The sequence below is a fragment of the Vibrio fortis genome, from assembly GCF_024347475.1.
In the GTDB taxonomy this organism is placed as follows: domain Bacteria; phylum Pseudomonadota; class Gammaproteobacteria; order Enterobacterales; family Vibrionaceae; genus Vibrio; species Vibrio fortis.
Genome location: NZ_AP025488.1, coordinates 51,681 through 76,593 on the forward strand (window position 1 = coordinate 51,681; position 24,913 = coordinate 76,593).

A 24,913-nucleotide genomic window follows, 5' to 3' on the forward strand; every position below is an offset into this window, starting at 1 on the left:
TTGATTCAACTCACTTTGCATGTATCCCATCCATCCTGTTTACTATCTTTCGTTCTCACTTAACGCAGAATCCAGCTTCACTTTCACAGATGTATGCTCATTTTGCAGTGCTGATAACTGTTCGTTAATACCTTGGTAAGTCCCTTGAAGTATTTCGTACTTATCGGTAATTGAGTTCAAATTACTTGTAAGTTTAAGGTTGTGCTGAAGTAAATCCGAGTGGCTTTGCCGTGATTCAGCCAGCTTACATTCTAGTTCTTCAATTTTATCTTCAAGTTGTTCTTTTTCCACAACTTGTTTCTTAAGCCGTTCTTCAATATCAGCAAAGTCGGCTTCAGCTTGCTCCTTAGCTCTATATGTTAGATTGTACTTTGCGTCGAGATCTCTGACACGAATAGCCATCATGGTTTCATAATGCTCGTGCGCCTTGTTATTCAAAGCAGTCGTCATATCACGCATTACTTTGCAAAGCTCTTCCTCCCGCTTAGCTAAAAGTCCCTGCAACTCCACTGGAAGGTCATATGACAGAAAAGCAAGGGTAGCTTCACACTCTTTATAGTCTTGCGCATTACGGGCTTCAACAGAGATATGTCCACCTTGTATGAGACGATCTAAATCCGCTTGAATAGTAGAAATTCTTCCTCTGCCAAGCGCTTCCTTGATGTACCAGCCCGAAGGCTTCTTTCCTTTACTGATCAATTGAGTCGCAATGTTGATGATATCGTCATCCGTATATGATTTTGGTCTAGCCATTTTTCACCTGTTTTTAGTTATCATTTTTAGGTTAGTTAGTTAGTTAGTTAGTGAAGTAAGTTAGTCACGTTAACTAACTTACTTATCTATTGAAGCTTCGGCTTCAATTGCAGTATTGGCCTTTTTAATAGCCTTAATTTCTCTGGTAACCCCTTGCGCTACCGAAGGAGGAAGCTCTAACGCGGCACTGAAAGCGGACTCAAGATACTCGGCTTGTTTTTTTGCCACTTTGTTGTCACGCGCATTGATAGCTAGTAGCACTTTCTTGAACACACTGACCAACCTCGGAACGATAGCGTCAGTTAGCTCTAGAGCCAGTTGGGATAACCTTGATTGTTGATCTTTAAGCTCTGTTATCTCAGTGGTTACTGTATCTTTTTCAACTTGAAGCTCACTAAGGTTGACCTGCACTTGAGCCACGTCATTGAGTAACTTGTCAAAGTTATCTTTTAAGGAATGAGTGTTTTCTACTAGCTCATTGTATTGCTGTTCTGCTGAATGAACCTTTGCTTGAACCAACTCAAGTTGGTGCGTGTAGTAGTTATGGCTTCGAGCAGACTTAGGCAAGTTTGCTTCCTTGTCTATCTTCTTGCGCTGCGCGGATTTTCGCTCTGCTTCAGGAGCAAATTCAGCTTTTAGCCCCTTGTTTTTAAAAAGGTGCTCATTGGCAAAATCAAGCATCATACGTTGATGGTAATGACCAAACTTTTGACTGAGCTTCCTGGTAAGCTTGCCATCCTCGGGAAGCAACGCTTCGCTGCGGTGGTTTTCACGAATATACTCATTAACGATGTTAATCTGAGTTTTCCTCAAGTCATATTCACCAGTTTGGTTGTTCCTACCCGAGATAAAGTAGTGAGTATGTGCTCCAGTATTGACATCAACATTTCGCTCATCATCATGTCCAATAATTGCTTGAATATCATAAGCAGGATAATGGTGCTTCAAAAACTCACGCGTAAATGAAATGTATTCTTCAAGCGTTATGGTGTCGTTGCCAACGTTCCATTGATGCGGAACTTTAAAGATGCCTTCTTGCATAAATACATTGTTCGCTGCTGGTCGCTTCTGCAACTGGTTATAAGCATTCAGATACGTTTCTAGCATCTTGATGCGTTGCTTTTTCCGCTGCATTTTCAGCTTTTTAAATTGCTCGATACGTGAGTAGGGCACATGCCCTTTTGCGTTTAAGACTGCTTGCAAAAACTCCGCAGCCTCGGTATTTCCTTTGGTTGTTTCACTCTTAATGGCGTTGTTCATTTTGAGGCGATACTGCCGCTGCTGAGTTTGCAATTTCGATTGATTGCGAATTTTTGGCTGCGGTGCCAACTGATACAACAGCTCTAAACGCTCATCTTCGGGCAATGAGTGCAAGGGTAAAACCTTTGACCCTAGCCAAATTAAGTTGGTATCTGCCAGCTCCTCATTCCACTCTAACCGCTTAGAGTCATTAACAGCGGTGGGTGGTGCAATACGTAATGAGTGAGCTAGAGAGTGTTCGCACTTAACTCGATCAACTGGTTTTGATGTGAAGTTAAAGCGTCGATGAAAGAATCGAATTTCCTTCATAGTCACCCCCGAAGGGGTGAGTATGGTAGAGAGTCAAGAGAGCCATCTCTTGCCCGCAGCTCACGTTCATCTTTTTGGAACAAAAAGTGTGACGGGAGCGCAGCGGGTTGCTTTGTCATCTCACTTTCAAAGTGGATGACTTTGGCACCAATAGTGCCATTCATGGCAGTGAAACTGCCATGGCTGACAACGCAAATGCCAATGGTGGCGATAGCTATCATGGCTGGCTCCCAACTAGCGTTTGCACAAGTGTAAGCAGCTCGGGTTTAGCTTGTAACGCTTGAATCAAAGCTACGAACTCAGATGGAATTTCTGTCACAGACACAGGCTCAGATACTTTCATATCAAACGTGCTAGACAGGTTCCTTGCCGACGCACTTGCATAATCGGGGGAGTCTACCGCTATCCATTTGCCGTAATGCTTATCGACCATCGCGGTATCGCTATGGCCCATTTGACGTGCAATCCACTCTTTAGAAATACCTGCCGTCAGGTTTTGGCTGGCAAAGGTATGTCGAAGTTGACCTGCGCCACGGTGTTGAACACCAGCCTTTTCTAAAAATGGTTTGAAAAAGGTTTTATTAAACTGCGCTGCGTGAATGAAAGGGGCATCAGTTTGACTGTTGTAAAATACAAACTGTAAGTGTTCTTTGATACGACTTTTGTTATCACTTTGCAGTACCGAGATTTCACAAGTTGCCTTGTCACCTGTCAACTTAAGTTGCTTTTTCAGCACTTGAATAGCCAACTCATTGAGCTCGACTTTCCTGCTTGACTCTTCAGTTTTCGGTGTTTTGTAATCGCTAAGCACCTTCGCTCGACGGACAAACATTTCCTTGCGCTTAAAGTCTATATCTTCCCAAGTTAGTGCAATCAGTTCACTAATCCGAACACCAGTCAGAACGTTCAACATGAGCGCATGCTTGCCATGTAGACACCCATGAGCACTGTGAAGGCTGTTCAGTTCCGCTTTAGAGAAAGGTTTCGGTTCAACTTTGCACGCTTTAAAGTTCTTGACGTCTAACATTGGGCTAACACCAATGGCACCATCATTGACAGCGTGTTTAAAAATACCTCGCAGCACAGTCATGAACTCATTGATTGTTTTGTTCGCGTAACGTTCGTGAAGGTCGTCAAATAAATCTAGAATGTCGCTATGACAAATGTCCGAGATTAGTGTCTCACTAAAGTAGCGCTTCAGGGTGCTCGCTTTGCACTTGTTGTTAACAAGAGTTGATGGAGCAACTCTGAATTTGCGGCTTTTAATGAATTTATCGGCGTAATCTGTGAATGTATTTTGGTTCCTGTTTTCCATTTATCTCAACTTGGCAGCTTCTGCTGCTCTTCTATTTGAGAGCATCATAAGCATGAAAATCAGAAAGAACAAATTAACAAAGTCTAATAATATTAGTTACTTATTATAAATTTAGGGCACTTTCTTTCCTAATCAATCAGTTAAGAATTGACTTTTTTTTCAAAAAAAATGGAAGGCAGTACTGCCTTCCAGTGGTTGAACTTCAAGAGGTGTAACAGCTGTTCTCTTTGAGGGTAAACCGACCGATTAAACTTTTCTTGCTGCTTTACTGACATGTTCTGCAAACCTCTCAGCTTCTTGTTCAGAATATGATTTGCACTTCTTTCGAAACTTTACTGGTTTAGATAATTCCTCTCCTTCGACCTCCTAGGTGAAGTTTTCAGTACAAGCTACTTTCAAATGTTTCGATTGATTATGAGTGTTCTTCATCGTTATAACCCTTAACGCATTCTTAATACCTTGTTTGTAATGTTCTACCAATTCTTCCTAGTGTCTTTTGACATAATTAGGGATTAGGTCGAGTAGGAATTCACTTGGTCTTCCATGAGTAAACAAAAGGATACTTCTCTTTAACTCCTTGCTTAGATCTGACACTGCATTCTCATACGCATCATTTACGGCGTAGTGCAGTGACATGTCGTCAGAATAAGGTTCTTTACTGTGTTGACTGATTAAGCCAACTTCAACTAGATACTGCATCACTAACAGGCATAATTTGTCGATATATTGATTGTTATGAGGTACATGGTACCTATGGGCAAAATCACTATACTGGTCTTCGAAAACATGCCAAAGACTGTAAACTGAAAAGTTGATTGCCTGCAAAGCTCGCAACCAATCCGAGTTCTGTTCTATACAAGGTGACTCACATTTTCCATGACTCGCATTTTGATAATGCTCCACTATGCTATCAGTGATTACACGGGTAAATTGATATTCCTCTCTTACGAATATAAGGATTAAGTGACAATCTCTTAGCTGGCGCAACTCGGGATAAATCTGAGCAGGTAATTCTTTTAGCTTTGGCGCAAGTTTGTATGCTTCGACGAGAATTTCGTTACATGCACTAGCCATGATTTGATAGGTATGTTTATCAAACGCAGAATGGCGTTCTTGTGCGGAGCTTGGCGTATAAGACCACGAGCAATTTACACTGCTCCAGCTACTAGGAACTTGAAGAGTTTCATTCGAGGGTAAGTACCATTTCAGCAGATAGTGTCCTGTTTGAGCTTTATTATCTTGCTCACTCGTCTGTAGAATAAATTGTATACCGATAGCATTTTGAAAAGTCATCGAAACTAGGCTCGGCTCTAAATCTAGTAACGAAGGTTTGATGGTACTGATTATCAAATTAACTAACTGCTTTTCGTTTAGAGCATACCCACTAAAGACCTCAGTGAGTCGAGGCCAAAGCGTATTTTGGTAACGAGAATGCACAGGTTCAGATGTGTTTTTCCAATCTACTTGGACATCCTCATTTTGATCTAGCTTCTTACGAATCTCTTCGGGTGAGAGGTTAAACAATGCATACGACAGCAGACGATCTTTCTCTCGAAAAGAAATATTAATATCAGTATTTCGCGCCAAGTATTCATCAAACGCTCTGATGAGATTGCAATAAGTAGATTTGTTACGTAAACGCATAGCAGCCTCCTACAGCAAGACCAAGCTATCGATGGACTCTAGTCTCCTTGCTGCAAGTTCATACCTAACAGCAGCGTCCCACTTGTCATGGCCATTCTTGGTTATGAACATTGCGGTTAAGACCAATAACGCCTTTTCTACAGAATTGAACCTATATGGCATACAAAGATATTCAGCATTATGGGAGAGAGTATTAATAGCCCAGTATGATTGACTATTTAAAGTTACCCTACAGATGCGGATTGGCTCACCAGATGAATCATATTGCCTGACAAGAGTAACTTTCGGGTTAGATATTGCATCTTTAGACGGAAAGGTCACGCGCTTTGGCTTTATTGTTCTGTGCTGAATTTCATTTAAGTATCCAAAAAAACTAATTAACTCATCGTGTGAACTAAACCCGAAGATGTCAGCCAGAATGTGTTTCATGAGACATGGCTTGAATGTATATTTTTTATTCCGTTTTAGATTGAAACAAATCTTTGTAGCTAGTGTTTCTATAGCCTCAACATTGGGTGGTAATTCTGTTTCAATCCGAAAATCAGACTGTGCAATCGCGCATCTAACAGCTACCGATACCGCTGCATAACTAGGCAATTTTCGAGTGATATGTTTGCACTTACTAAAGACTAAAAACCTAACTGCAACACAATGTATAAAATAATCCATCAGCGTTTGAGTGGGTAATTTATGGAGCTTGTAGCAACGGAGTATCGTCCAACTAAGCTCCTGACTTAGCATATGTTTGATGGTTGTAGGGAAGGTAGTAATAGACATAGCAATCAACTCCACCCCTCATGATAGTTACAAGCTCTTTTTTGACATAAGGGGCACAGTTAATTAAATACATGCGAATGAGCTCTGTTTGCGATAAAAGAGCAAACGCTATCAGCTGCCTCAAAGGGACTTAAACTGAACCGTACAGAGAACGTACTGAAAGGATAGGCAATTACATTTTCCATGTCAACGTACAAATGTAACAAACAATCCTTTAAAAACAATAATTTAAGTTATAATAATTAAGCTCACCAAGGCCAAGTAAGGAAAAGTAACTAACTTTACTCTTTAGTCAGTTTGAATCTATCCACTGCGTCTTTAAGTAACTCAGGTTTAAGTGCTTTGCCATAATGTCCGAAAGTCATACTGTGATTCTTGTGCCCCACGATCTGTGACACTATATGTTCTGGAACACCTGACTTTTTTAATTCGTCAATAAAGGTATGCCTAAAAGAGTATGAGGTTGGTCGTTTACCAGCTTTAAAACCACAAGCTGTCAAAACTTCACCCATGGTATCTCTATAGTCCTTTGACCAGTCCAAATCCTTTCCTCGAGGAATAAAATCAAAGAGTTGGAGATGTTTCTGATCATGCCGTGCTTTCACGTAATCTAAAAAGCCCATCTTTAATAGGTCTTCATGAATTGGTACTTGCCTTTTAGATGCTGCGTTTTTTAGGTGCTGTTGTTCACCATTATCAGTAAATGAAATGGTTGGAAATGGTTCTGAAATCTTGATGTCGGCAACGCTAAGTTGGCAAGCTTCAGAAGGACGGCAACCATGAAAGTAGATAACTTTAGTAGCCCAACGAAAGGATAGGCTTTGCTCGTTAAAGGCACGGCTTGAGAAAAGACGTTTTAATTCTTTTAGTCCCCATCGTGGTCGATGGGAATGTGACGAGGAGCTTTTACTTGGTAGCTTTATATGAGCGAATGGGTTCGTGGCTATTAGCTCTTGCACGACACACCAGTTCATAAATTGTTTGATGGCCGCGAGATAGTCCCTTAAAGTCTTATGGCTTAATCCTCGGCTTAAGAGTTCATCTCGATAAGCCATAGCTACGCTACTGGTGATACTCGTTCGTTTCAGTTGCTCAACAAACTTTAAGAAGTCGCCATTACGTTGTTTTAGCTGCTTTAGGGTAAGGTTAGTAACTTTTTCTAAACGTTTGGATTCAACAAACTGATCCAATGTTTTTGAATTAATGACAAGCGCCGTTTTCACTTTTTGAAGTTTGCCTGTTGAAGTAATAGGACGACACTTTGAAAGGTGATCTGTAGCTTGGTGATTGAAGGATTCCCTGAGCTGATTGATTTCATCATTCAATAGCTGTTTGAAGCGTTCGAATGTTAGTGGCAGTGCCTTTGCGTCATCAAACAGCTCAAAGATGGTTTTGGTTTGCTCGATGTTGCGTCGGTATGCTAACCGTCGCTCTCGTGTGAATAGGGATAAACGGATCTCCTTTGGAAAGCCATTACCTTGGAGTGAAAGAGGGGTTGCTATACGTGTGTAGTACACACCATTTGATTGTCGAAACAAATACATCTGTATCTCCCATTTGTATTTGTCGACTTTTGAGGTATAAAAACGAAAAAACCGCTGTAAAAACAGCGGTTTAATCTTTGAATGTGGTGGAGGGATAGGGATTTGAACCCTAGAACCGCTATTAACGGTTGCCGGTTTTCAAGACCGGTGCTTTCGACCACTCAGCCATCCCTCCAACAAATTGTCATCAACAGATTAGTACACTGTTGAGGTTGTTACTTGTTACACAAGTAACTAAATCAAAGCCTGGCGATGTCCTACTCTCACATGGGGAAGCCCCACACTACCATCGGCGCTATTGCGTTTCACTTCTGAGTTCGGCATGGAATCAGGTGGGTCCACAACGCTATGGTCGCCAAGCAAATTCTTTCTTCTCTGATTTTCTTTCAGAAAAGTAATTTGGAAAGCTGTTTATTCTCTAAACTCATTCAAGTGCTCTTGTTTGCCTCTGCTTTTTAAAGCGGAAACAATGTTTTGAGTCCATCAAAACCCCTTGGGTGTTGTATGGTTAAGCCTCACGGGCAATTAGTACAGGTTAGCTCAACGCCTCACAGCGCTTACACACCCTGCCTATCAACGTTCTAGTCTTGAACAACCCTTTAGGACGCTTAAAGCGCCAGGGAAGACTCATCTCAGGGCTCGCTTCCCGCTTAGATGCTTTCAGCGGTTATCGATTCCGAACTTAGCTACCGGGCAATGCCATTGGCATGACAACCCGAACACCAGAGGTTCGTCCACTCCGGTCCTCTCGTACTAGGAGCAGCCCCCTTCAATCTTCCAACGCCCACGGCAGATAGGGACCGAACTGTCTCACGACGTTCTAAACCCAGCTCGCGTACCACTTTAAATGGCGAACAGCCATACCCTTGGGACCGACTTCAGCCCCAGGATGTGATGAGCCGACATCGAGGTGCCAAACACCGCCGTCGATATGAACTCTTGGGCGGTATCAGCCTGTTATCCCCGGAGTACCTTTTATCCGTTGAGCGATGGCCCTTCCATTCAGAACCACCGGATCACTATGACCTGCTTTCGCACCTGCTCGAATTGTCATTCTCGCAGTCAAGCGGGCTTATGCCATTGCACTAACCTCACGATGTCCAACCGTGATTAGCCCACCTTCGTGCTCCTCCGTTACTCTTTGGGAGGAGACCGCCCCAGTCAAACTACCCACCAGGCACTGTCCGTAATCCCGATTCAGGGACCAACGTTAGAACATCAACACTACAAGGGTGGTATTTCAAGGACGACTCCACCACATCTAGCGACGCGGTTTCAAAGTCTCCCACCTATCCTACACATGTAGGGTCAATGTTCAGTGCCAAGCTGTAGTAAAGGTTCACGGGGTCTTTCCGTCTAGCCGCGGGTACACTGCATCTTCACAGCGATTTCAATTTCACTGAGTCTCGGGTGGAGACAGCGTGGCCATCATTACGCCATTCGTGCAGGTCGGAACTTACCCGACAAGGAATTTCGCTACCTTAGGACCGTTATAGTTACGGCCGCCGTTTACCGGGGCTTCGATCAAGAGCTTCGACCGAAGTCTAACCCCATCAATTAACCTTCCGGCACCGGGCAGGCGTCACACCGTATACGTCATCTTACGATTTTGCACAGTGCTGTGTTTTTAATAAACAGTTGCAGCCACCTGGTATCTGCGACTCTCGTCAGCTCCATCCGCGAGGGACTTCACCGATAAGAGCGTACCTTCTCCCGAAGTTACGGTACCATTTTGCCTAGTTCCTTCACCCGAGTTCTCTCAAGCGCCTTGGTATTCTCTACCCGACCACCTGTGTCGGTTTGGGGTACGATTCCTTACAATCTGAAGCTTAGAGGCTTTTCCTGGAAGCATGGCATCAATGACTTCACCACCGTAGTGGCTCGACATCGTATCTCAGCGTTAAGAAAGTCCGGATTTACCTAAACTTTCCGCCTACGTACTTGAACCTGGACAACCGTCGCCAGGCCCACCTAGCCTTCTCCGTCCCCCCATCGCAATTGTAAGAAGTACGGGAATATTAACCCGTTTCCCATCGACTACGCCTTTCGGCCTCGCCTTAGGGGTCGACTTACCCTGCCCCGATTAACGTTGGACAGGAACCCTTGGTCTTCCGGCGAGGGAGTTTTTCACTCCCTTTATCGTTACTCATGTCAGCATTCGCACTTCTGATACCTCCAGCAGCCCTTACAGACCACCTTCAACGGCTTACAGAACGCTCCCCTACCCCGCACACTAAAGTGTGCAGCCGCAGCTTCGGTGTATAGCTTAGCCCCGTTACATCTTCCGCGCAGGCCGACTCGACCAGTGAGCTATTACGCTTTCTTTAAATGATGGCTGCTTCTAAGCCAACATCCTGGCTGTCTGAGCCTTCCCACATCGTTTCCCACTTAGCTATACTTTGGGACCTTAGCTGGCGGTCTGGGTTGTTTCCCTCTCCACGACGGACGTTAGCACCCGCCGTGTGTCTCCCGGATAGTACTTACTGGTATTCGGAGTTTGCAAAGGGTTGGTAAGTCGGGATGACCCCCTAGCCTTAACAGTGCTCTACCCCCAGTAGTATTCGTCCGAGGCGCTACCTAAATAGCTTTCGGGGAGAACCAGCTATCTCCAGGTTTGATTGGCCTTTCACCCCTAGCCACAAGTCATCCGCTAATTTTTCAACATTAGTCGGTTCGGTCCTCCAGTTGATGTTACTCAACCTTCAACCTGCCCATGGCTAGATCACCTGGTTTCGGGTCTATATCCAGAGACTGAACGCCCAGTTAAGACTCGGTTTCCCTACGGCTCCCCTAAACGGTTAACCTTGCCACTGAATATAAGTCGCTGACCCATTATACAAAAGGTACGCAGTCACGGGACAATGCCCGCTCCTACTGCTTGTACGTACACGGTTTCAGGTTCTATTTCACTCCCCTCACAGGGGTTCTTTTCGCCTTTCCCTCACGGTACTGGTTCACTATCGGTCAGTCAGTAGTATTTAGCCTTGGAGGATGGTCCCCCCATATTCAGACAGGATATCACGTGTCCCGCCCTACTCGATTTCACTGATTATGATGTGTCGGTTACGGGGCTATCACCCTTTATTGCGAGACTTTCCAGACTCTTCACCTGCATCATTAAAAGCTTAAGGGCTAATCCAATTTCGCTCGCCGCTACTTTCGGAATCTCGGTTGATTTCTCTTCCTCGGGGTACTTAGATGTTTCAGTTCCCCCGGTTTGCCTCTTGCTGCTATGTATTCACAACAAGATACTTACTTATGTAAGTGGGTTTCCCCATTCGGAAATCCCAGACTCAAAAGGTTTTTACTACCTAATCTGGGCTTATCGCAAGTTAATACGTCCTTCATCGCCTCTGACTGCCAAGGCATCCACCGTGTACGCTTAGTCACTTAACCATACAACCCGAAAGGGTCTTAATGTATGGCAACTAACCAAGGTTTTGGTTGTAATAAGAAGGGTTAGTTCTTATTACGTGTTTGCCGGACTCAATTTTTGCTCTTTATTTTCACTTTTAAAAAGTGAAGACAAAAAGCCAAGACACTTGAATGTGTTTGTGTTGTGTTTACTGTTCTTAATAAATAAGAGCAGATAAACATTGAGAACTTTTAATTTGATTAACTTAATCACAGCCTTGAGCTGTTTGATTTCACTTTTTAAAGTGAAAACCAATTAAGTAATCAGTCAGCTTTCCAAATTGTTAAAGAGCAAGTTTCTTTCGCTAATGACTAGCTAATGAAAACCATTTTTAAAAGCACTATCACTAATGCGCTTAAAGATGGTGGGCGATACCGGGCTCGAACCAGTGACCCCCTGCTTGTAAGGCAGGTGCTCTCCCAACTGAGCTAATCGCCCACATTAGTTTTAATTCCTCGTGGAGAAGAATTCCTCAAGAATGGTGGAGCTAAGCAGGATCGAACTGCTGACCTCCTGCGTGCAAGGCAGGCGCTCTCCCAGCTGAGCTATAGCCCCATCTTAAGAGTCATTTCTTAAAAGAAATGGTGGGTCGTGCAGGATTCGAACCTGCGACCAATTGATTAAAAGTCAACTGCTCTACCAACTGAGCTAACGACCCAATGGTATCCCGTAGGGGAGTCGAACCCCTGTTACCGCCGTGAAAGGGCGGTGTCCTAGGCCTCTAGACGAACGGGACACTAAGTTTGTTTCCGCTTTAAAAAGCAGAAGCAAATTGGTTGAAGATATTGGGATATCTTCATCTCTTTACTTTCTAAACCGTATCAATCTGTGTGGACACTTATCGTGAATATCTTCGTATAAGGAGGTGATCCAGCCCCAGGTTCCCCTAGGGCTACCTTGTTACGACTTCACCCCAGTCATGAACCACAAAGTGGTGAGCGTCCTCCCGAAGGTTAAACTACCCACTTCTTTTGCAGCCCACTCCCATGGTGTGACGGGCGGTGTGTACAAGGCCCGGGAACGTATTCACCGTAGCATTCTGATCTACGATTACTAGCGATTCCGACTTCATGGAGTCGAGTTGCAGACTCCAATCCGGACTACGACGCACTTTTTGGGATTCGCTCACTCTCGCGAGTTGGCCGCCCTCTGTATGCGCCATTGTAGCACGTGTGTAGCCCTACTCGTAAGGGCCATGATGACTTGACGTCGTCCCCACCTTCCTCCGGTTTATCACCGGCAGTCTCCCTGGAGTTCCCGACATTACTCGCTGGCAAACAAGGATAAGGGTTGCGCTCGTTGCGGGACTTAACCCAACATTTCACAACACGAGCTGACGACAGCCATGCAGCACCTGTCTCAGAGTTCCCGAAGGCACCAAAGCATCTCTGCTAAGTTCTCTGGATGTCAAGAGTAGGTAAGGTTCTTCGCGTTGCATCGAATTAAACCACATGCTCCACCGCTTGTGCGGGCCCCCGTCAATTCATTTGAGTTTTAATCTTGCGACCGTACTCCCCAGGCGGTCTACTTAACGCGTTAGCTCCGAAAGCCACGGCTCAAGGCCACAACCTCCAAGTAGACATCGTTTACGGCGTGGACTACCAGGGTATCTAATCCTGTTTGCTCCCCACGCTTTCGCATCTGAGTGTCAGTATCTGTCCAGGGGGCCGCCTTCGCCACTGGTATTCCTTCAGATCTCTACGCATTTCACCGCTACACCTGAAATTCTACCCCCCTCTACAGTACTCTAGTTTGCCAGTTTCAAATGCAGTTCCGAGGTTGAGCCCCGGGCTTTCACATCTGACTTAACAAACCACCTGCATGCGCTTTACGCCCAGTAATTCCGATTAACGCTCGCACCCTCCGTATTACCGCGGCTGCTGGCACGGAGTTAGCCGGTGCTTCTTCTGCAGCTAACGTCAAGAGATGCCGCTATTAACGACACCCCCTTCCTCACTGCTGAAAGTACTTTACAACCCGAAGGCCTTCTTCATACACGCGGCATGGCTGCATCAGGCTTGCGCCCATTGTGCAATATTCCCCACTGCTGCCTCCCGTAGGAGTCTGGACCGTGTCTCAGTTCCAGTGTGGCTGATCATCCTCTCAGACCAGCTAGGGATCGTCGCCTTGGTGAGCCATTACCTCACCAACTAGCTAATCCCACCTAGGCATATCTTGACGCGAGAGGCCCGAAGGTCCCCCTCTTTGGCCCGTAGGCATCATGCGGTATTAGCCATCGTTTCCAATGGTTATCCCCCACATCAAGGCAATTTCCTAGGCATTACTCACCCGTCCGCCGCTCGACGCCGTTATCGTTCCCCGAAGGTTCAGATAACTCGTTTCCGCTCGACTTGCATGTGTTAGGCCTGCCGCCAGCGTTCAATCTGAGCCATGATCAAACTCTTCAATTTAAGATTTTGTGACTCAACGAATACTGATTACATTCCCCATTCGTTTTAGCAAAAAGCTTACGAATAGTGACTGTGAATTGACTGTGCTAAGACCGAAGTCTTAATTGGTCACTCAGTTCATTGAAATCATTTTGATACCGAAGTATCTGTTTGCCTTTGCTTATAAAAGCGAAAACAAACTTGGTGATATTCATCAACGAGTGCCCACACAGATTGATAGGTTTAAATTGTTAAAGAGCTTTTGCTTATTGAAACTTTCTTTTTACAAAGAAACCTCTCAAAGCGGACGTGCATTCTAGCGATTTAATCTTCAGTGTCAAACACTTTTTGAAAATTAATTTCTTTCGAATTTTCGTCTTACTGATTACTGCTGAAGCCTTGTGGCGTCTGCCGTGTCAGTGAGGCGGCATTATAGAGATCATCTAAAACTTGGCAACCCCTTTTTTCATAAAAAACCGAAAAAAGTGCTTAGATGGTTATTTTTAGCCCAAAAGCCATTTAATTTGGCTATACATCCAACAAAAACGCCATCTATAACTAAAATTCCGCCACTAATTCTTTATTAAAATCAGACAAACTTAGTTCAAAGTTCCATTTGTCTGCTTCTTTCTTTACATGATCTATCGAAGAATCAACCGTGTTCATTGTGAGTGTGTTGTTATCTAACTCATATACTTGCTTTTGCGTTGTATAGTAGAAGTAAAGAACGGTAAGTGCGTTTCGGTTGCCTTCGTCTGCCGCGGCTTTAATCTTCTTGAGCTTTCTATATATCTGGTTGTGTATCTGTTTTAAGTTCCAAACATACACGGCTTCATTTAGGTATGGGTGTGTTTTAATCTTCGATGCTATCAAGGCATTTAACGCAATCGCCAAGATGACACCGAATAGGTTTAAGTGAAAGTTACCCGTCGATTCACCAGCAACACTCTCCTTCGCACCAAACAGCTCAATCAAAAGCGCACCGAACCCAATCGAGCTAATCGCAAGAGACGCAACTAATCCAATTAGCAGTACGTTCATCTTCTTTCTATATTCTTCTTTATTGATTTTCTGCAGTTTCATTGATAACTCCTTGATATCAGATGATGGCCATTCTCTATTTCTCCTAGCACGTTCTCAACCGGTTAGATGTTTAAATGTGTTAACCATCTATTTACTACGTATAAAAAGAATAAACGTGCCTAAAACTCCTCTGGTTATTTGACTTCACTAGAAGAAAGGAGTTACATACCGCCACAAGTTAGTTAATCACTGATACGGGCCTAAAGAACTCGATTTGCTCCGTATAACTAGAAAGGTACATTCATGCGTTCATTCGTATTACGTGCTCGCGCAGCACCAACTGAAAGCAAGCTGATTTTAGAAGGCGTTGGTCAAGAAGCTCATACTGAGATATTGGCACACACGTTGATGAACACCATCTTCGTTGCTCAATCTCACCGTGAAGATGTTACCGTTCATCTTGTATTGGAAAGTACCAAGGATTTTTCTCGTACCATTACCGTAGACTCAAACGCTATCACGAATATTGGTGGCTTCCATGAGAGCGCACTGTTGGCGGCTGTTGTTCGTGCTGTTGATGCCTCTCAAGGGATGGGTAAAGAAGAAACTCGCCAAGTTGAGCCTGGTATCACCGTACGTACAATCAGTTTCGAGAAGCTAGTAAAAGAGTTAGCCGAAGACCACCAGCTATATATGATGGATAAGAAAGGTGAGTTTATCCGTGACGCTGAGATTGCGGACAATCCATGTTTCCTTCTGACTGATCATATTCCTATGCCAAAGAAAAGCTACAACAGCTTAAAACGCTTGGGAACAGAGAAAATCAGTCTAGGTCCAAACATGCTATTTGCGTCTCAATGTGTTGTGCTGATTAATAACGAGCTGGATATCCGCGGGTTTTAGTCCATCTCACACAAAACGATTAAGGCGGAGTCAATATAGACTCCGCCTTTTCATGGGGACCTAAACGTCAGCAACACTTTGATATTAGCCAAACATAAAGGTGTATAGGTAGCCTGCACCAATCGCCATGCTCAGAATCACGAATAGGAACGCTGCAATCATCTGATTCTTGAAGATAGATTTCAGTAGAATTACTTCTGTCAAACTTGCACCCGCGCTACCAATAATTAGTGCCATTACCGAACCTAACGCCATACCCTTCTGCACCAAAGCTGCACTCAGAGGAATCACCGCTTCTGCACGAATGTATAGAGGGATACCAATGACTGCTGCGATAGGAATCGCGTACCACTTGCCCTCACCCGCATACTCAGCAATCAAGTCTGTTGGAATAAAGCCGTAAATGAATGAACCAATCGCAATACCCATCATTAAATAAGGGAACACTTGTTTGAAGTCTTTCCAAGTCGATAGCCAGATACGCATCCAACGGTTAGGTTCTTTCTTCTCTACCACTTTCGCAGTTGCCGTGCCGTCCGCTGAGCAGCATGATACTTCTACTTTTGGTTCTTCTTTAGTACCACAGCAGGACGTCTCTTTTGCCATTACTGGTGCAGGTTCACCGCATGAAGATGTTCCACAAGACGACTCTTTTTTCTCAACTTTTGGTGCTGAATCTCCGCAAGTTGTCCCACAGCTTGAAGCGCCAGCTGATTCGTACGCTTCTGGCTTCACGTAACGTTCAAAGCCAAGCTTCTCAAGAACGTATCCCGCAACAACAGATACTGCCATCGCAATTGCAAAGTAGAACAGTGCAACGTTCCAACCAAAGGTCACAACAAATAGACCAATGATCACTGGGTTAAGTAGTGGGCTACCAAACAGGAATACCATCATTGGGCCGAAGCCTGCTCGCGCTCTTAACAACCCTTTAAGAAAAGGGATAGTTGAGCAAGAACAAAACGGTGTAATCGCACCAAGCAATGCAGCGACAACATAACCTTTGCCTTTACGTGAGCTCAAAATCGACTGAATTTTTTCTGGTGTCAGGAATTCCTGCAGTACACCAACAATGTAGCTAATAGCCAAGAAAAGGATGATCAGTTCCGTTGCTAAGAAAGCAAACATATCTAACGCTTCTTTCGCCATAGTGAGTATTTCGTTGTTCATATATAACTCCAGATTGAGCACTTACAGGATGGAGATGTCAGATTTCTCCAAACCCTTCATTTCGAATATTCTCGAATTATAGAAATATAAGGCTAATGATCAAGATTTATTTCGACAAAAGTCGAAATAAATTTCAGAACACAGAAAGATCAATAGGTTAGCGAAGATAGAATGATCAGGTTTGAAAAGAGTCTTTATTTCGACTATTATCGAATTAAATTTTGAGGAGCCACCATGAACTTAGAAACTGTCGCTAAAGCATTAAAAGAGCTAGGCCACCCTATTCGCCTTTCGATCTACAAGACTGTGGTAAAGGCTGGCTATCACGGTATTGCTGTTGGTGGTTTACAAGAAGAGCTCGGTATCCCAGGGTCCACTCTGTCTCATCATATCTCTAGTCTTGCATCTGCAGGGTTAATCAGCCAAAGACGTGAGGGCCGCACACTCTTCTGTGTGGCGGAGTATGAGTGCCTTGACGGAGTGATCGACTTTCTAAAAGATGAGTGTTGTGCCAATGACAAATGCTAATACCTTCAGTTTAAGCCTTGAACAAGTTTGGGCTGAATATCAACAAGCACTAAAAGCTTTCTTATACTCGAAAGTAAGTCAGCCCGATGATGTCGATGATCTTCTTCAGGAAATCTTGCTTAAAACTTACCAGAATCTGGAAACGGTAAAAGATTCCGACAGCATCAAAGCTTGGCTATTTCAACTGGCCAATCGCACCATCATTGATTTCTATCGAAAGCGAGCTCGTGATCAACGTGACAGTAGTATCGATGCAGAAGAACTATGGTTTGCAGAGCTTGATCAAAATACAGAATTCAAACAACAATTGGCTCAATGTATCGAACCCTTTATTCAAGCTCTTCCCGAGAAAAACGCGTCATTGTTACTTGCTGTGGATATTGAGGGGCAAAGCCAAAAAGAGCTCGCTCTAAGCCAAAACAAAAGCTACTCAACCATTAAATCGCAGGTGCAGAGAAGTCGAGAAGAGCTCAAGAAGTTGTTTGAAGAGTGTTGCCACCTATCTTTAGACAAGAATGGCAGTGTGATTGACTGTGACCTAAAACCAGACAGAAGTTGTGATAGTTGCTAATCACAAAAACGAGAAAGCCAGCTTTGACGCTGGCTTTTTTACTATTGGTTAAACCTGACTCTTTTGGCGAGCCTAATTACTGCTAGCCGCTTGAGGAGCTACAGGTTGATAGCGACCCGGCTTGTGATTCATCGCCAAAATCAGATTAGTTACCACCGCTCCTACTACCGACAGAAGAATTAAAGAAATATCGACGATAAACAATGACAGGATAACAATAGTACAGTCCAAACCCATTTGAACCTTACCTGCGCGAATACCAAAACGCTCTTGAAGATACAAAGCAAGAATGTTGAAGCCACCTAGGCTCATTTTGTGTCTGAAGATCACCAACATACCAGTACCGATCAAACCACCGCCTAGCATGGCCGCATAAACCTTATTGATCTCTGCAATCTGAATTACGTGATAAAGGTGATCCACCGCAAACGACACGATAGAAACTGCAATAAAGGTATTAATCGTAAAGCGCCAGCCCATACGGGTAACAGATAGAATATAAAAAGGTAAGTTAAGCGCGAAGAAAACCTGACCAAAGCTAAGCTCTGTGATTTTGGTAATGAAGATAGCTAACCCTGCGGTACCACCTGTCAGCAAACCTACTTGATTGAAAAAGATAACACCGAGTGACACCAAAGCACTACCCAAGGTTAATGCTAGCAGGTTCTCTCTGAGGTTATGATCTTTGTCCATTTGGATGACTCTCCCTTAAATTCTGAATCTTGTTTCACTCGTCCTGAGTGATTTCGGCACTAGGGTCACGATTTTTAAGGAATATGTCGAGTTTATAGAGTGTGATCAATGTAGCTCAAATCGTACTGTTTTGTTTACAAGCCAATAAATAGCCATTGATTACAATGCGTTATGTATCACTCCATGTAACATAACCAATAGGCTTAAGGACTCAACGGTACTAAGCAAGTCTAGCGCGCTCTAATCTATGCACAAAACGCATAGATTGAATCACAAATCGTCATTTGCCTCATACTGATACTCTCTTTAAGATGCGCGCCTTCTTACAACATTGAGCGCATGTAAAACCCTTATGTTTTCACAATCTCTTTTTGCCCAGCTCGCCAGAATGACTCTATTTTTGGTCATCAGTTTAGTGGTGGTTCATCATAGCCAACCATTAATCGATCTTTTGGCTCAGCACGCTGTAAGTAGTGGGTGCCACCAGCAGTCTGCGCATGAGCATTCTGGGCACGAACACCACCACGACATGGGTGAACATGACATGTCTGCACATCACTCACATCATCATTAATTCAAGAGTATTAGAATGAGTATTTTCCGCTTTCCCTTACTGGTATGGCTTGGGATCGGCACATTAATCATCAGTCTAGGGATCAGACAATCGTTCGGCATTTTTATGATGCCTATTTCCGACCACTTCAGTACTGATCGTGAATTCTTTAGCTTTGCTATCGCACTTCAAAACCTGTTATTTGGTGTTTTTCAGCCATTTGTGGGTATGGCTGCCGACAAATGGGGAGCTCGACGCATTATCATCGCGGGCGCATGCGCTTATGGGTTAGGCCTGCTTCTGACTTCTATCTCCACCGAGTCAAGCATGCTCTACATCTCACTTGGGGCGCTCATTGGTTTAGGTTTAAGCGCTACAAGCTATGTGATTGTTCTTGGTGCTGTTGCAAAAGTCGTCCCAGCGGAACACGCAGCAAAGGCCTTTGGTTTAACCACGGCTGCAGGCTCATTCGGTATGTTCGCGGTAATTCCGGGCGCGCAATACATGCTTAACGAGTTTGATTGGCAATCGGCGATGCAAGTATTCGCATTACTGTGCTGCTTAATGATTTCGTTTGCTCTGTTCATGCGTACGCCTAAACCGAAAGATGGCGCACAAGCACAAGCTACTTATGCAGAAGATTCACAGACACTAAAACAAGCATTGTCGGAAGCCTTTGCGCACAAAGGATATTGGCTTATCCATGCAGGCTTTTTCGTTTGTGGTTTCCACGTAATGTTTATTGCTACTCACTTACCAAGTTATCTAGCGGATAAAGATCTTCCAGCGAGCAGCGCGGCTATGGCGCTTGCTTATGTTGGTATCTTCAATATCTTCGGCTCTTACTTCTGGGGGGTGATGGGTGACAAATTCAGTAAACGTCATGTGATGTCAGCGCTGTACTTGGTCAGAACGGCAGTGATTGGCGCATTTGTGACTCTGCCAGTAACAGAATCTACGGCAGCGATTTTTGGTGCTGCGATTGGTTTCTGTTGGTTGGGTACAGTGCCACTTACCTCAGGTCTAGTAAGACAGATCTTCGGTGCGCGTTACCTATCCACTCTATACGGTTTGGTCTTCTTTACTCACCAAGTAGGTAGCTTCTTAGGCGCTTGGGTTGGCGGTCGAATTTATGATTACTACGGCTCGTACGAGCCAATTTGGTGGTCAACCGTTGTACTGGCTTTCGCTGCTGCGCTTATCCATTTACCAATCAATGATAAGCCAATTAAGCGTCTTAAGATGGCAATGGCTTAATGAAAGCAAGCGGCTGCTCTTAGTGAGTAGCCGTTTTTGTTTGCCTCGACAAGCTACTCTTTTAACAGAAATTTTGCCGACATATAGGACAGACAACGCTATTTTAATTTATAGTATTTATCTTCTTACTCAATTCGTAGATTGATAGCATATGGAACTGTTCGATCAGACAGTCATTATCGCAATGGCACTCATTTTTGTTGGCTCTTTCGTTCAAACCGCTATCGGTTTTGGCTTAGCCATTGTCGCAGCTCCACTGCTTTTCCTCGTTTCTCCAGATTACGTCCCAGCCCCAATATGTTTAGTCGGCTTGTTTATCTCTATTTTTAATGCCATGAAGCACCGCAGCAACATTTCAATTGGCGGACTTAAAGTTGCACTCTTGGGCCGTATTCCAGGCTCGCTTGCAGGCGGTGCACTACTGGTCATGGTTTCCACCAGCGTTTTATCTTTATGGCTCGGTCTACTGGTTGTGTTTGCTGTCATCGTGAGCTTACTTCCATTCAGGTTAGAACCAACACCAGCCAAAATGGGCATTGCCGGCTTTTTCTCTGGCTTTTTCGGCACCAGCTCAGGCATCGGAGGCCCACCAATGGCGCTATTGCTGCAGCACCAAGATGCCAATCAACTGCGCGGTAACCTCTCTGCCTTCTTCGTGTTCAGCTCTATTATCTCGCTGGTTGTGCAGATCCCGATTGGCTTTTTCACGTTGCATCATTTGACTATCACCTTGCCACTGCTCCCTGCCGCTTGGCTAGGCTACAAACTGGCATTGATGACCACGCAGACTCTTCCTAAAGAACAGATTCGCATAGGTGCATTGCTGCTATGTTCAATTAGCGGTGTCACAGCGATATGGCAAGGTTTGGCGGGCTAAGTTGTCGGAAGGCAAAGTGTCGATAAAAATGAATGAAAGACGCACTTAAGAAAGGAGCACTCAATGGATTACGAACAGTTCAATGAATTCTGCAAAGCTCTACCTGCGACCACTTATGTGATGCAGTGGAACAACTCTCATGTATGGAAGGTGGGTGGAAAGGTGTTTGCGATTGGAGGATGGGGACCAGATGATCAGCCCGCTTGCATATTTAAAGCCTCAGACCAGAATTATGACTTTTTAAAAGACGCTACGGGCTATCGACCTGCGCCTTATTTTGCCTCTCGTGGGATGAAATGGATTCAATGCACCGATACCCAACTCGACATTGAAGAGCTTAAATACTATCTCGTTCAGTCTCATAAGATCGTTTCTCTTGGGCTCACGAAAAAGAAACAAGCTGAACTAGGCCTAAATCAGTGATGGGAAACGGTTAACCCATCACTGAACCAGACATCACAAGTCAGGTATAGAGTGAACTAGTTAAACGCTCTAAACGATTTGAACCAATCAGGCAGATAAGGCTCTATTTTCTCATGAGATATCGCTGGTACTAGAGCATACAACAAAGCTGCAAAGCCAATGGAGGCTGCTAAATCAATTGGCCTATGCATACCAAGCCAAACTCGGCTATAGGCCACGGCTCCCGCCCATACTAAAAGAGCACAGACCCACATAAATTTTCGCGCTTCCCAAAACAATCCACCAAAAAACGCCACACAAATACCAACAAAGATCATATGACCAGAAGGGAAAGAGTAATCTGTTTCACCTAGCCAATGAATCGTGCGCCAATCACTGACCAAGCTCGACACCTGTACAATCGCGTCATTCTTCGCAAGCAGCGGTAACTCATAAAAGGCTTCTGGCAAATCAACCACTTGTTGCTCCGCTAAATACACTGCATAGGGTCTTGGGCTTTCCGTCCAATGTTTAAGGTACGTCTTCGCGGCAAAACTCAGGCCAAGCAAAATAACCAGTTGTACTCCAACACTGACCAACTTAGCAGCAGGTAAACGCAGTCTTAACAGCATAATGCCGAGTACTAGCAATGTAACAAGAAACCCCTGACTTCCAGCAGAATAAGTCACATAAGTGATCAGTGCTCCGACAAAACCGTCTACCTTGTTCGAGAAGTTAAAATCAGAACCAAATAGAAAGAATGGCAGCAGACAATACAAGCTCAGAGCGAGAAGCAATAAGCCCTTGGATTTGTTGGAGAACATGAGTTTCATAGAAATAGGCTAACGTTGAAAAAATCGAATGCTAGCTCACCTTAACACCCCCAATATCAATTTTTTGTCAGAAAGCATAGCCAACGGTGACATTTCTATAAATTACGCAATTTCAACATGTTGGCATTGCTCTTTTACTGACACATCTGTGTTGCACTAGAGAGTAATAAACTCTTAATAGGAGCACTCTGAAAGGCTCAAGTAACGAACGAATACCCCTGATTTGGAACACTTATGCCGTGAAAACGGATAATTAATCAGCAAACTGTTCGCTAATTTCGTAAAGTTTGCGGACTATCCTTTTCATATGAACATGAAAGGATTACCATTCCTGCGCTTTTGAAATCAAAATCAAAAGCTAATCAAATTTATTTTTTATTCTCAGGGCGGGGCGAAATTCCCCACCGGCGGTATGTCCTTAGTAACACTATGTACTTAGCAAAACTATAGATAAGCCCGCGAGCGCTCGATTCGTCGAGGTCAGCAGATCTGGTGAGATGCCAGAGCCGACGGTTATAGTCCGGATGAGAGAGAATGGAAACACACCACTCATACTATTGAGTTGGTGCATTTCGTTTTGGATAAAACCATGCGAACGACGATCTGTCTTATACCAATCACAGTAAGTAAGTGATCAAAAATAGCGCAGGAAAAAGGCTTGAGAACAAGGCAGAGTTTTTCGATAAGTAGTTATTCTACAATCAAAAATTCTAACGCAGTTATCGAGCATTTTAACAAGCTAGGGTGAGCAATTATTTACTACGATTGGTATTGTTGATAGATCGCGCCATCGTTTGGCTGTCATCCCTCATACAAGCCCTGATTCTGGTGATATTTTAGGAGTTAAACCATGAATCAGTCTTCAATTTTGGCCGAATTTGGCGAACCAATCGAACGCGTTGAAAACGCACTGCAAGCACTACGCGAAGGTCGTGGCGTTCTTCTACTAGACGATGAAGATCGTGAAAACGAAGGTGACATCATCTATTCGGTTGAGCACTTAACCAACGAACAGATGGCACTGATGATCCGCGAATGTAGCGGCATTGTTTGCTTATGTCTAACTGATGAGCAAGCAAACCAACTTGACCTGCCGCCGATGGTTGTTGATAACAACAGTGCTAACCAAACTGCATTCACAGTAACAATCGAAGCAAAAGTGGGTGTGACAACTGGCGTATCTGCTGCTGACCGTGTAACCACGATCAAAACTGCGGCTAACCCAACAGCAAAACCAAGTGATTTAGCGCGTCCGGGCCACGTGTTCCCACTGCGTGCTCGTAAAGGTGGTGTGTTAGCTCGTCGTGGCCACACTGAAGGTACCGTTGACCTTATGCAAATGGCAGGTCTGCCTTCTGCAGGTGTTCTATGTGAAGTCACTAACCCAGACGGCACTATGGCGAAAACGCCAGAGATCGTTGCTTTCGGTAAACTTCACAACATGCCTGTACTGACGATCGAAGACATGGTGGCTTACCGAAACCAGTTCGACCTAAAACTGGCTTAAGCAATACGTTTTGAGATCGACTCAAGCCCTGCTCTGTGAGCGGGGCTTTTTTGTTGAGATCTGTCCATATCGCCTCAGAATCTCCCTATTTTAGGGCTAACTTGCACCAAGTTAGACAAATGGAGGTCACATCAAAAACATAAACAATTGAATATTAAGCACATTTAACTCTGGCACGCTTAACGCATACCACCTAAGAGGTATTCACATACAAGGAGTGCGTTATGTTTATGCTTATTTCAACCATCATCATTTTGGCTTCCGTTTATGCTCTTTTTCACTTTTCACAGAAACGCCAAAAGTCCAACGACCAAAAATTTGAAACCTTAGTGCTACTTAGAGAGTTGTTGCAGCTATCTAGAAAACACCGAGCAGCAACGCATTATGCGCTGACCTGTAAGCTATCGACCGACTCTGTACAAAGAGTAAATAGCCTGTACCAATCGATGATGAGCGCATCCAACAAGCTAATTCAAAAAAGCCCATTTGATGGACGCCCGATGTACCGTATTTATCAGTTGAAAATTAAGGCCATGCATAACGATTGGCAAACTCGAAGCTTGGTACGAAACCAGTTCATTCATGGCAAAACCATTCGCCACAATATGTTGTTAATGGATGAATTGATGATCACTTGGTTAACTGAGTCGGAACAGACTGAACTGGTTGATGATTATCACATGGAGTGGTTACAAGTTTTGGATGCTATGGAGACACTGACAAAGTTGAGAATGTGTATTCCAGATATGGACAAACAGGATGAGTTTCTGCGCGCCAAGTTTTATTCCGACCAAATTCATAGACACTTGAACCGCTTGTCGTTGATCTGCCCTTTGAGTTTAGGCTCTCCAACGAGCGCACGTGCGATACAAACGCTTGTTGATATTCACGATAGCGAACAACCGGAGATCACCGCGACAGTGATGTACGAACTGACGAGTGACATTTCTACCATTATCGCGCAGGTGTACGACCAGATACTGTCTCGAATGACAGAGACACTCTACCTACCGCTTCCAGAGATTTCGTTAAGGCTGGCAGACGACCATCAGGGTGTACACGGTTCCGTGTAAAGGCAGCACATACAAGTCGTCGTCCTATAGAACTCCCCCACATTGAGTTCGTATCCGATATCACTTTTGGTATCGGATTTTTGTTTTTACCGAGTGATAAACACGCAGAATAACGT

Annotated in this window: 19 protein-coding genes, 5 tRNA genes, 3 rRNA genes and 1 riboswitch; of the genes, 9 read left to right on the top strand and 18 right to left on the bottom strand. The window is 44.2% G+C overall.

Translation table 11 applies throughout. The features are described 5' to 3' along the window. Nucleotides 1-42 precede the first annotated feature (42 nt). The 15 genes from OCV50_RS14815 to OCV50_RS14885 all read right to left on the bottom strand — a co-directional run bounded on the left by OCV50_RS14815 (nt 43) and on the right by OCV50_RS14885 (nt 14,490). A complete protein-coding gene (locus OCV50_RS14815) occupies nt 43-753 on the bottom strand; it encodes a hypothetical protein (RefSeq protein ID WP_261904720.1) in 711 nt (236 codons plus the stop codon). Nucleotides 754-831: 78 nt separating this feature from the next. Continuing rightward, nucleotides 832-2,118 carry a hypothetical protein gene (locus OCV50_RS14820; RefSeq protein WP_261904721.1) on the bottom strand — a complete coding sequence of 429 codons (1,287 nt, stop codon included), beginning with the start codon at nt 2,116-2,118 and terminating at the stop codon, nt 832-834. Between the two features lie 421 nt (nt 2,119-2,539). Then, nucleotides 2,540-3,637 (bottom strand): tyrosine-type recombinase/integrase, encoded by a 1,098-nt coding sequence (locus tag OCV50_RS14825; protein ID WP_261904722.1) that lies wholly within the window; start codon nt 3,635-3,637, stop codon nt 2,540-2,542. 486 nt (nt 3,638-4,123) lie between these two features. Continuing rightward, nucleotides 4,124-5,281 (bottom strand): hypothetical protein, encoded by a 1,158-nt coding sequence (locus OCV50_RS14830; protein WP_261904723.1) that lies wholly within the window; start codon nt 5,279-5,281, stop codon nt 4,124-4,126. Between the two features lie 9 nt (nt 5,282-5,290). Then, on the bottom strand, nt 5,291-6,058 hold the full coding sequence (locus tag OCV50_RS14835) for a hypothetical protein (RefSeq protein WP_261904724.1): 768 nt from the start codon (nt 6,056-6,058) through the stop codon (nt 5,291-5,293). Nucleotides 6,059-6,339: 281 nt separating this feature from the next. Then, nucleotides 6,340-7,602, bottom strand: coding sequence for a tyrosine-type recombinase/integrase (locus OCV50_RS14840; RefSeq protein ID WP_261904725.1), 1,263 nt, complete (start codon nt 7,600-7,602; stop codon nt 6,340-6,342). Between the two features lie 84 nt (nt 7,603-7,686). Further along, nucleotides 7,687-7,777, bottom strand: a tRNA-Ser gene (locus tag OCV50_RS14845). Nucleotides 7,778-7,846: 69 nt separating this feature from the next. Continuing rightward, nucleotides 7,847-7,962: ribosomal RNA gene (gene rrf / locus OCV50_RS14850) — 5S ribosomal RNA — on the bottom strand. A 144-nt stretch (nt 7,963-8,106) separates the two neighbouring features. Beyond that, a 23S ribosomal RNA gene (locus OCV50_RS14855) occupies nt 8,107-10,998 on the bottom strand. A 381-nt stretch (nt 10,999-11,379) separates the two neighbouring features. Beyond that, nucleotides 11,380-11,455, bottom strand: a tRNA-Val gene (locus tag OCV50_RS14860). Nucleotides 11,456-11,496: 41 nt separating this feature from the next. Beyond that, nucleotides 11,497-11,572: transfer RNA gene (locus OCV50_RS14865), tRNA-Ala, on the bottom strand. 27 nt (nt 11,573-11,599) lie between these two features. Then, nucleotides 11,600-11,675, bottom strand: a tRNA-Lys gene (locus OCV50_RS14870). A gap of 2 nt (nt 11,676-11,677) precedes the next feature. After that, nucleotides 11,678-11,753, bottom strand: a tRNA-Glu gene (locus tag OCV50_RS14875). Nucleotides 11,754-11,875: 122 nt separating this feature from the next. Continuing rightward, a 16S ribosomal RNA gene (locus OCV50_RS14880) occupies nt 11,876-13,428 on the bottom strand. Together the 16S, 23S and 5S rRNA genes with 5 tRNA genes alongside form the textbook arrangement of a ribosomal RNA operon. A gap of 537 nt (nt 13,429-13,965) precedes the next feature. Then, nucleotides 13,966-14,490, bottom strand: coding sequence for a DUF3087 domain-containing protein (locus tag OCV50_RS14885; RefSeq protein WP_261904726.1), 525 nt, complete (start codon nt 14,488-14,490; stop codon nt 13,966-13,968). Between the two features lie 243 nt (nt 14,491-14,733). Here OCV50_RS14885 and trmY point away from each other — a divergent pair, with 243 nt between their 5' ends. Continuing rightward, nucleotides 14,734-15,333 carry a tRNA (pseudouridine(54)-N(1))-methyltransferase TrmY gene (trmY, locus tag OCV50_RS14890; RefSeq protein WP_032553406.1) on the top strand — a complete coding sequence of 200 codons (600 nt, stop codon included), beginning with the start codon at nt 14,734-14,736 and terminating at the stop codon, nt 15,331-15,333. 84 nt (nt 15,334-15,417) lie between these two features. Here the strand turns inward: trmY and OCV50_RS14895 are convergent, their stop codons facing one another. Continuing rightward, nucleotides 15,418-16,503: a permease gene (locus tag OCV50_RS14895; protein ID WP_261904727.1), complete on the bottom strand. Its 1,086-nt coding sequence runs from the start codon at nt 16,501-16,503 to the stop codon at nt 15,418-15,420. 234 nt (nt 16,504-16,737) lie between these two features. Here OCV50_RS14895 and OCV50_RS14900 point away from each other — a divergent pair, with 234 nt between their 5' ends. After that, nucleotides 16,738-17,031 (top strand): ArsR/SmtB family transcription factor, encoded by a 294-nt coding sequence (locus tag OCV50_RS14900; RefSeq protein WP_239839157.1) that lies wholly within the window; start codon nt 16,738-16,740, stop codon nt 17,029-17,031. Continuing rightward, on the top strand, nt 17,018-17,602 hold the full coding sequence (gene sigZ / locus OCV50_RS14905) for an RNA polymerase sigma factor SigZ (protein WP_239839158.1): 585 nt from the start codon (nt 17,018-17,020) through the stop codon (nt 17,600-17,602). The genes OCV50_RS14900 and sigZ overlap by 14 nt, the downstream gene beginning before the upstream one ends. A 72-nt stretch (nt 17,603-17,674) precedes the next feature. Here sigZ and OCV50_RS14910 read toward each other — a convergent pair whose 3' ends face one another. Then, nucleotides 17,675-18,295: a YitT family protein gene (locus OCV50_RS14910; RefSeq protein WP_239839159.1), complete on the bottom strand. Its 621-nt coding sequence runs from the start codon at nt 18,293-18,295 to the stop codon at nt 17,675-17,677. Nucleotides 18,296-18,647: 352 nt separating this feature from the next. Here OCV50_RS14910 and OCV50_RS14915 point away from each other — a divergent pair, with 352 nt between their 5' ends. The 4 genes from OCV50_RS14915 (at nt 18,648) to OCV50_RS14930 (ending at nt 21,405) form a co-directional block, all read left to right on the top strand. Next, on the top strand, nt 18,648-18,869 hold the full coding sequence (locus OCV50_RS14915; RefSeq protein ID WP_172974291.1) for a hypothetical protein: 222 nt from the start codon (nt 18,648-18,650) through the stop codon (nt 18,867-18,869). 15 nt (nt 18,870-18,884) lie between these two features. After that, complete coding sequence (locus OCV50_RS14920) at nt 18,885-20,105, top strand: MFS transporter (RefSeq protein WP_261904728.1); 1,221 nt, start codon at nt 18,885-18,887, stop codon at nt 20,103-20,105. Between the two features lie 151 nt (nt 20,106-20,256). Beyond that, nucleotides 20,257-20,982 (top strand): sulfite exporter TauE/SafE family protein, encoded by a 726-nt coding sequence (locus OCV50_RS14925; RefSeq protein ID WP_239839162.1) that lies wholly within the window; start codon nt 20,257-20,259, stop codon nt 20,980-20,982. Nucleotides 20,983-21,045: 63 nt separating this feature from the next. Continuing rightward, nucleotides 21,046-21,405 carry an MmcQ/YjbR family DNA-binding protein gene (locus OCV50_RS14930; RefSeq protein WP_239839163.1) on the top strand — a complete coding sequence of 120 codons (360 nt, stop codon included), beginning with the start codon at nt 21,046-21,048 and terminating at the stop codon, nt 21,403-21,405. A 56-nt stretch (nt 21,406-21,461) separates the two neighbouring features. On the opposite strand, the gene OCV50_RS14935 is transcribed toward OCV50_RS14930, so the two are convergent. Beyond that, entirely contained in the window at nt 21,462-22,217 is a 756-nt protein-coding gene (locus tag OCV50_RS14935; protein ID WP_261904729.1) for a phosphatase PAP2 family protein, read from the bottom strand. Between the two features lie 373 nt (nt 22,218-22,590). Then, a riboswitch (FMN riboswitch) is annotated at nt 22,591-22,757 on the top strand. A gap of 310 nt (nt 22,758-23,067) precedes the next feature. Between OCV50_RS14935 and ribB the strand changes: the two genes are divergently transcribed. Then, a complete protein-coding gene (gene ribB, locus OCV50_RS14940) occupies nt 23,068-23,724 on the top strand; it encodes a 3,4-dihydroxy-2-butanone-4-phosphate synthase (RefSeq protein WP_239839165.1) in 657 nt (218 codons plus the stop codon). A gap of 224 nt (nt 23,725-23,948) precedes the next feature. Continuing rightward, the gene (locus tag OCV50_RS14945) at nt 23,949-24,797 is read left to right on the top strand and encodes a hypothetical protein (protein WP_239839166.1); all 849 of its coding nucleotides are present in this window, start codon (nt 23,949-23,951) and stop codon (nt 24,795-24,797) included. Nucleotides 24,798-24,913: the final 116 nt, after the last annotated feature.

Excerpts from the sequence above, each read along its gene's own strand:
- OCV50_RS14815 (WP_261904720.1), bottom strand. The coding sequence starts at position 753 with ATGGCTAGACCAAAATCATATACGGATGACGATATCATCAACATTGCG.
- OCV50_RS14825 (WP_261904722.1), bottom strand. The coding sequence starts at position 3,637 with ATGGAAAACAGGAACCAAAATACATTCACAGATTACGCCGATAAATTC.
- OCV50_RS14830 (WP_261904723.1), bottom strand. The coding sequence starts at position 5,281 with ATGCGTTTACGTAACAAATCTACTTATTGCAATCTCATCAGAGCGTTT.
- OCV50_RS14835 (WP_261904724.1), bottom strand. The coding sequence starts at position 6,058 with ATGTCTATTACTACCTTCCCTACAACCATCAAACATATGCTAAGTCAG.
- OCV50_RS14840 (WP_261904725.1), bottom strand. The coding sequence starts at position 7,602 with ATGTATTTGTTTCGACAATCAAATGGTGTGTACTACACACGTATAGCA.
- OCV50_RS14885 (WP_261904726.1), bottom strand. The coding sequence starts at position 14,490 with ATGAAACTGCAGAAAATCAATAAAGAAGAATATAGAAAGAAGATGAAC.
- trmY (WP_032553406.1), top strand. The coding sequence starts at position 14,734 with ATGCGTTCATTCGTATTACGTGCTCGCGCAGCACCAACTGAAAGCAAG.
- OCV50_RS14895 (WP_261904727.1), bottom strand. The coding sequence starts at position 16,503 with ATGAACAACGAAATACTCACTATGGCGAAAGAAGCGTTAGATATGTTT.
- OCV50_RS14900 (WP_239839157.1), top strand. The coding sequence starts at position 16,738 with ATGAACTTAGAAACTGTCGCTAAAGCATTAAAAGAGCTAGGCCACCCT.
- sigZ (WP_239839158.1), top strand. The coding sequence starts at position 17,018 with ATGACAAATGCTAATACCTTCAGTTTAAGCCTTGAACAAGTTTGGGCT.
- OCV50_RS14910 (WP_239839159.1), bottom strand. The coding sequence starts at position 18,295 with ATGGACAAAGATCATAACCTCAGAGAGAACCTGCTAGCATTAACCTTG.
- OCV50_RS14915 (WP_172974291.1), top strand. The coding sequence starts at position 18,648 with ATGTTTTCACAATCTCTTTTTGCCCAGCTCGCCAGAATGACTCTATTT.
- OCV50_RS14920 (WP_261904728.1), top strand. The coding sequence starts at position 18,885 with ATGAGTATTTTCCGCTTTCCCTTACTGGTATGGCTTGGGATCGGCACA.
- OCV50_RS14925 (WP_239839162.1), top strand. The coding sequence starts at position 20,257 with ATGGAACTGTTCGATCAGACAGTCATTATCGCAATGGCACTCATTTTT.
- OCV50_RS14930 (WP_239839163.1), top strand. The coding sequence starts at position 21,046 with ATGGATTACGAACAGTTCAATGAATTCTGCAAAGCTCTACCTGCGACC.
- OCV50_RS14935 (WP_261904729.1), bottom strand. The coding sequence starts at position 22,217 with ATGAAACTCATGTTCTCCAACAAATCCAAGGGCTTATTGCTTCTCGCT.
- ribB (WP_239839165.1), top strand. The coding sequence starts at position 23,068 with ATGAATCAGTCTTCAATTTTGGCCGAATTTGGCGAACCAATCGAACGC.
- OCV50_RS14945 (WP_239839166.1), top strand. The coding sequence starts at position 23,949 with ATGTTTATGCTTATTTCAACCATCATCATTTTGGCTTCCGTTTATGCT.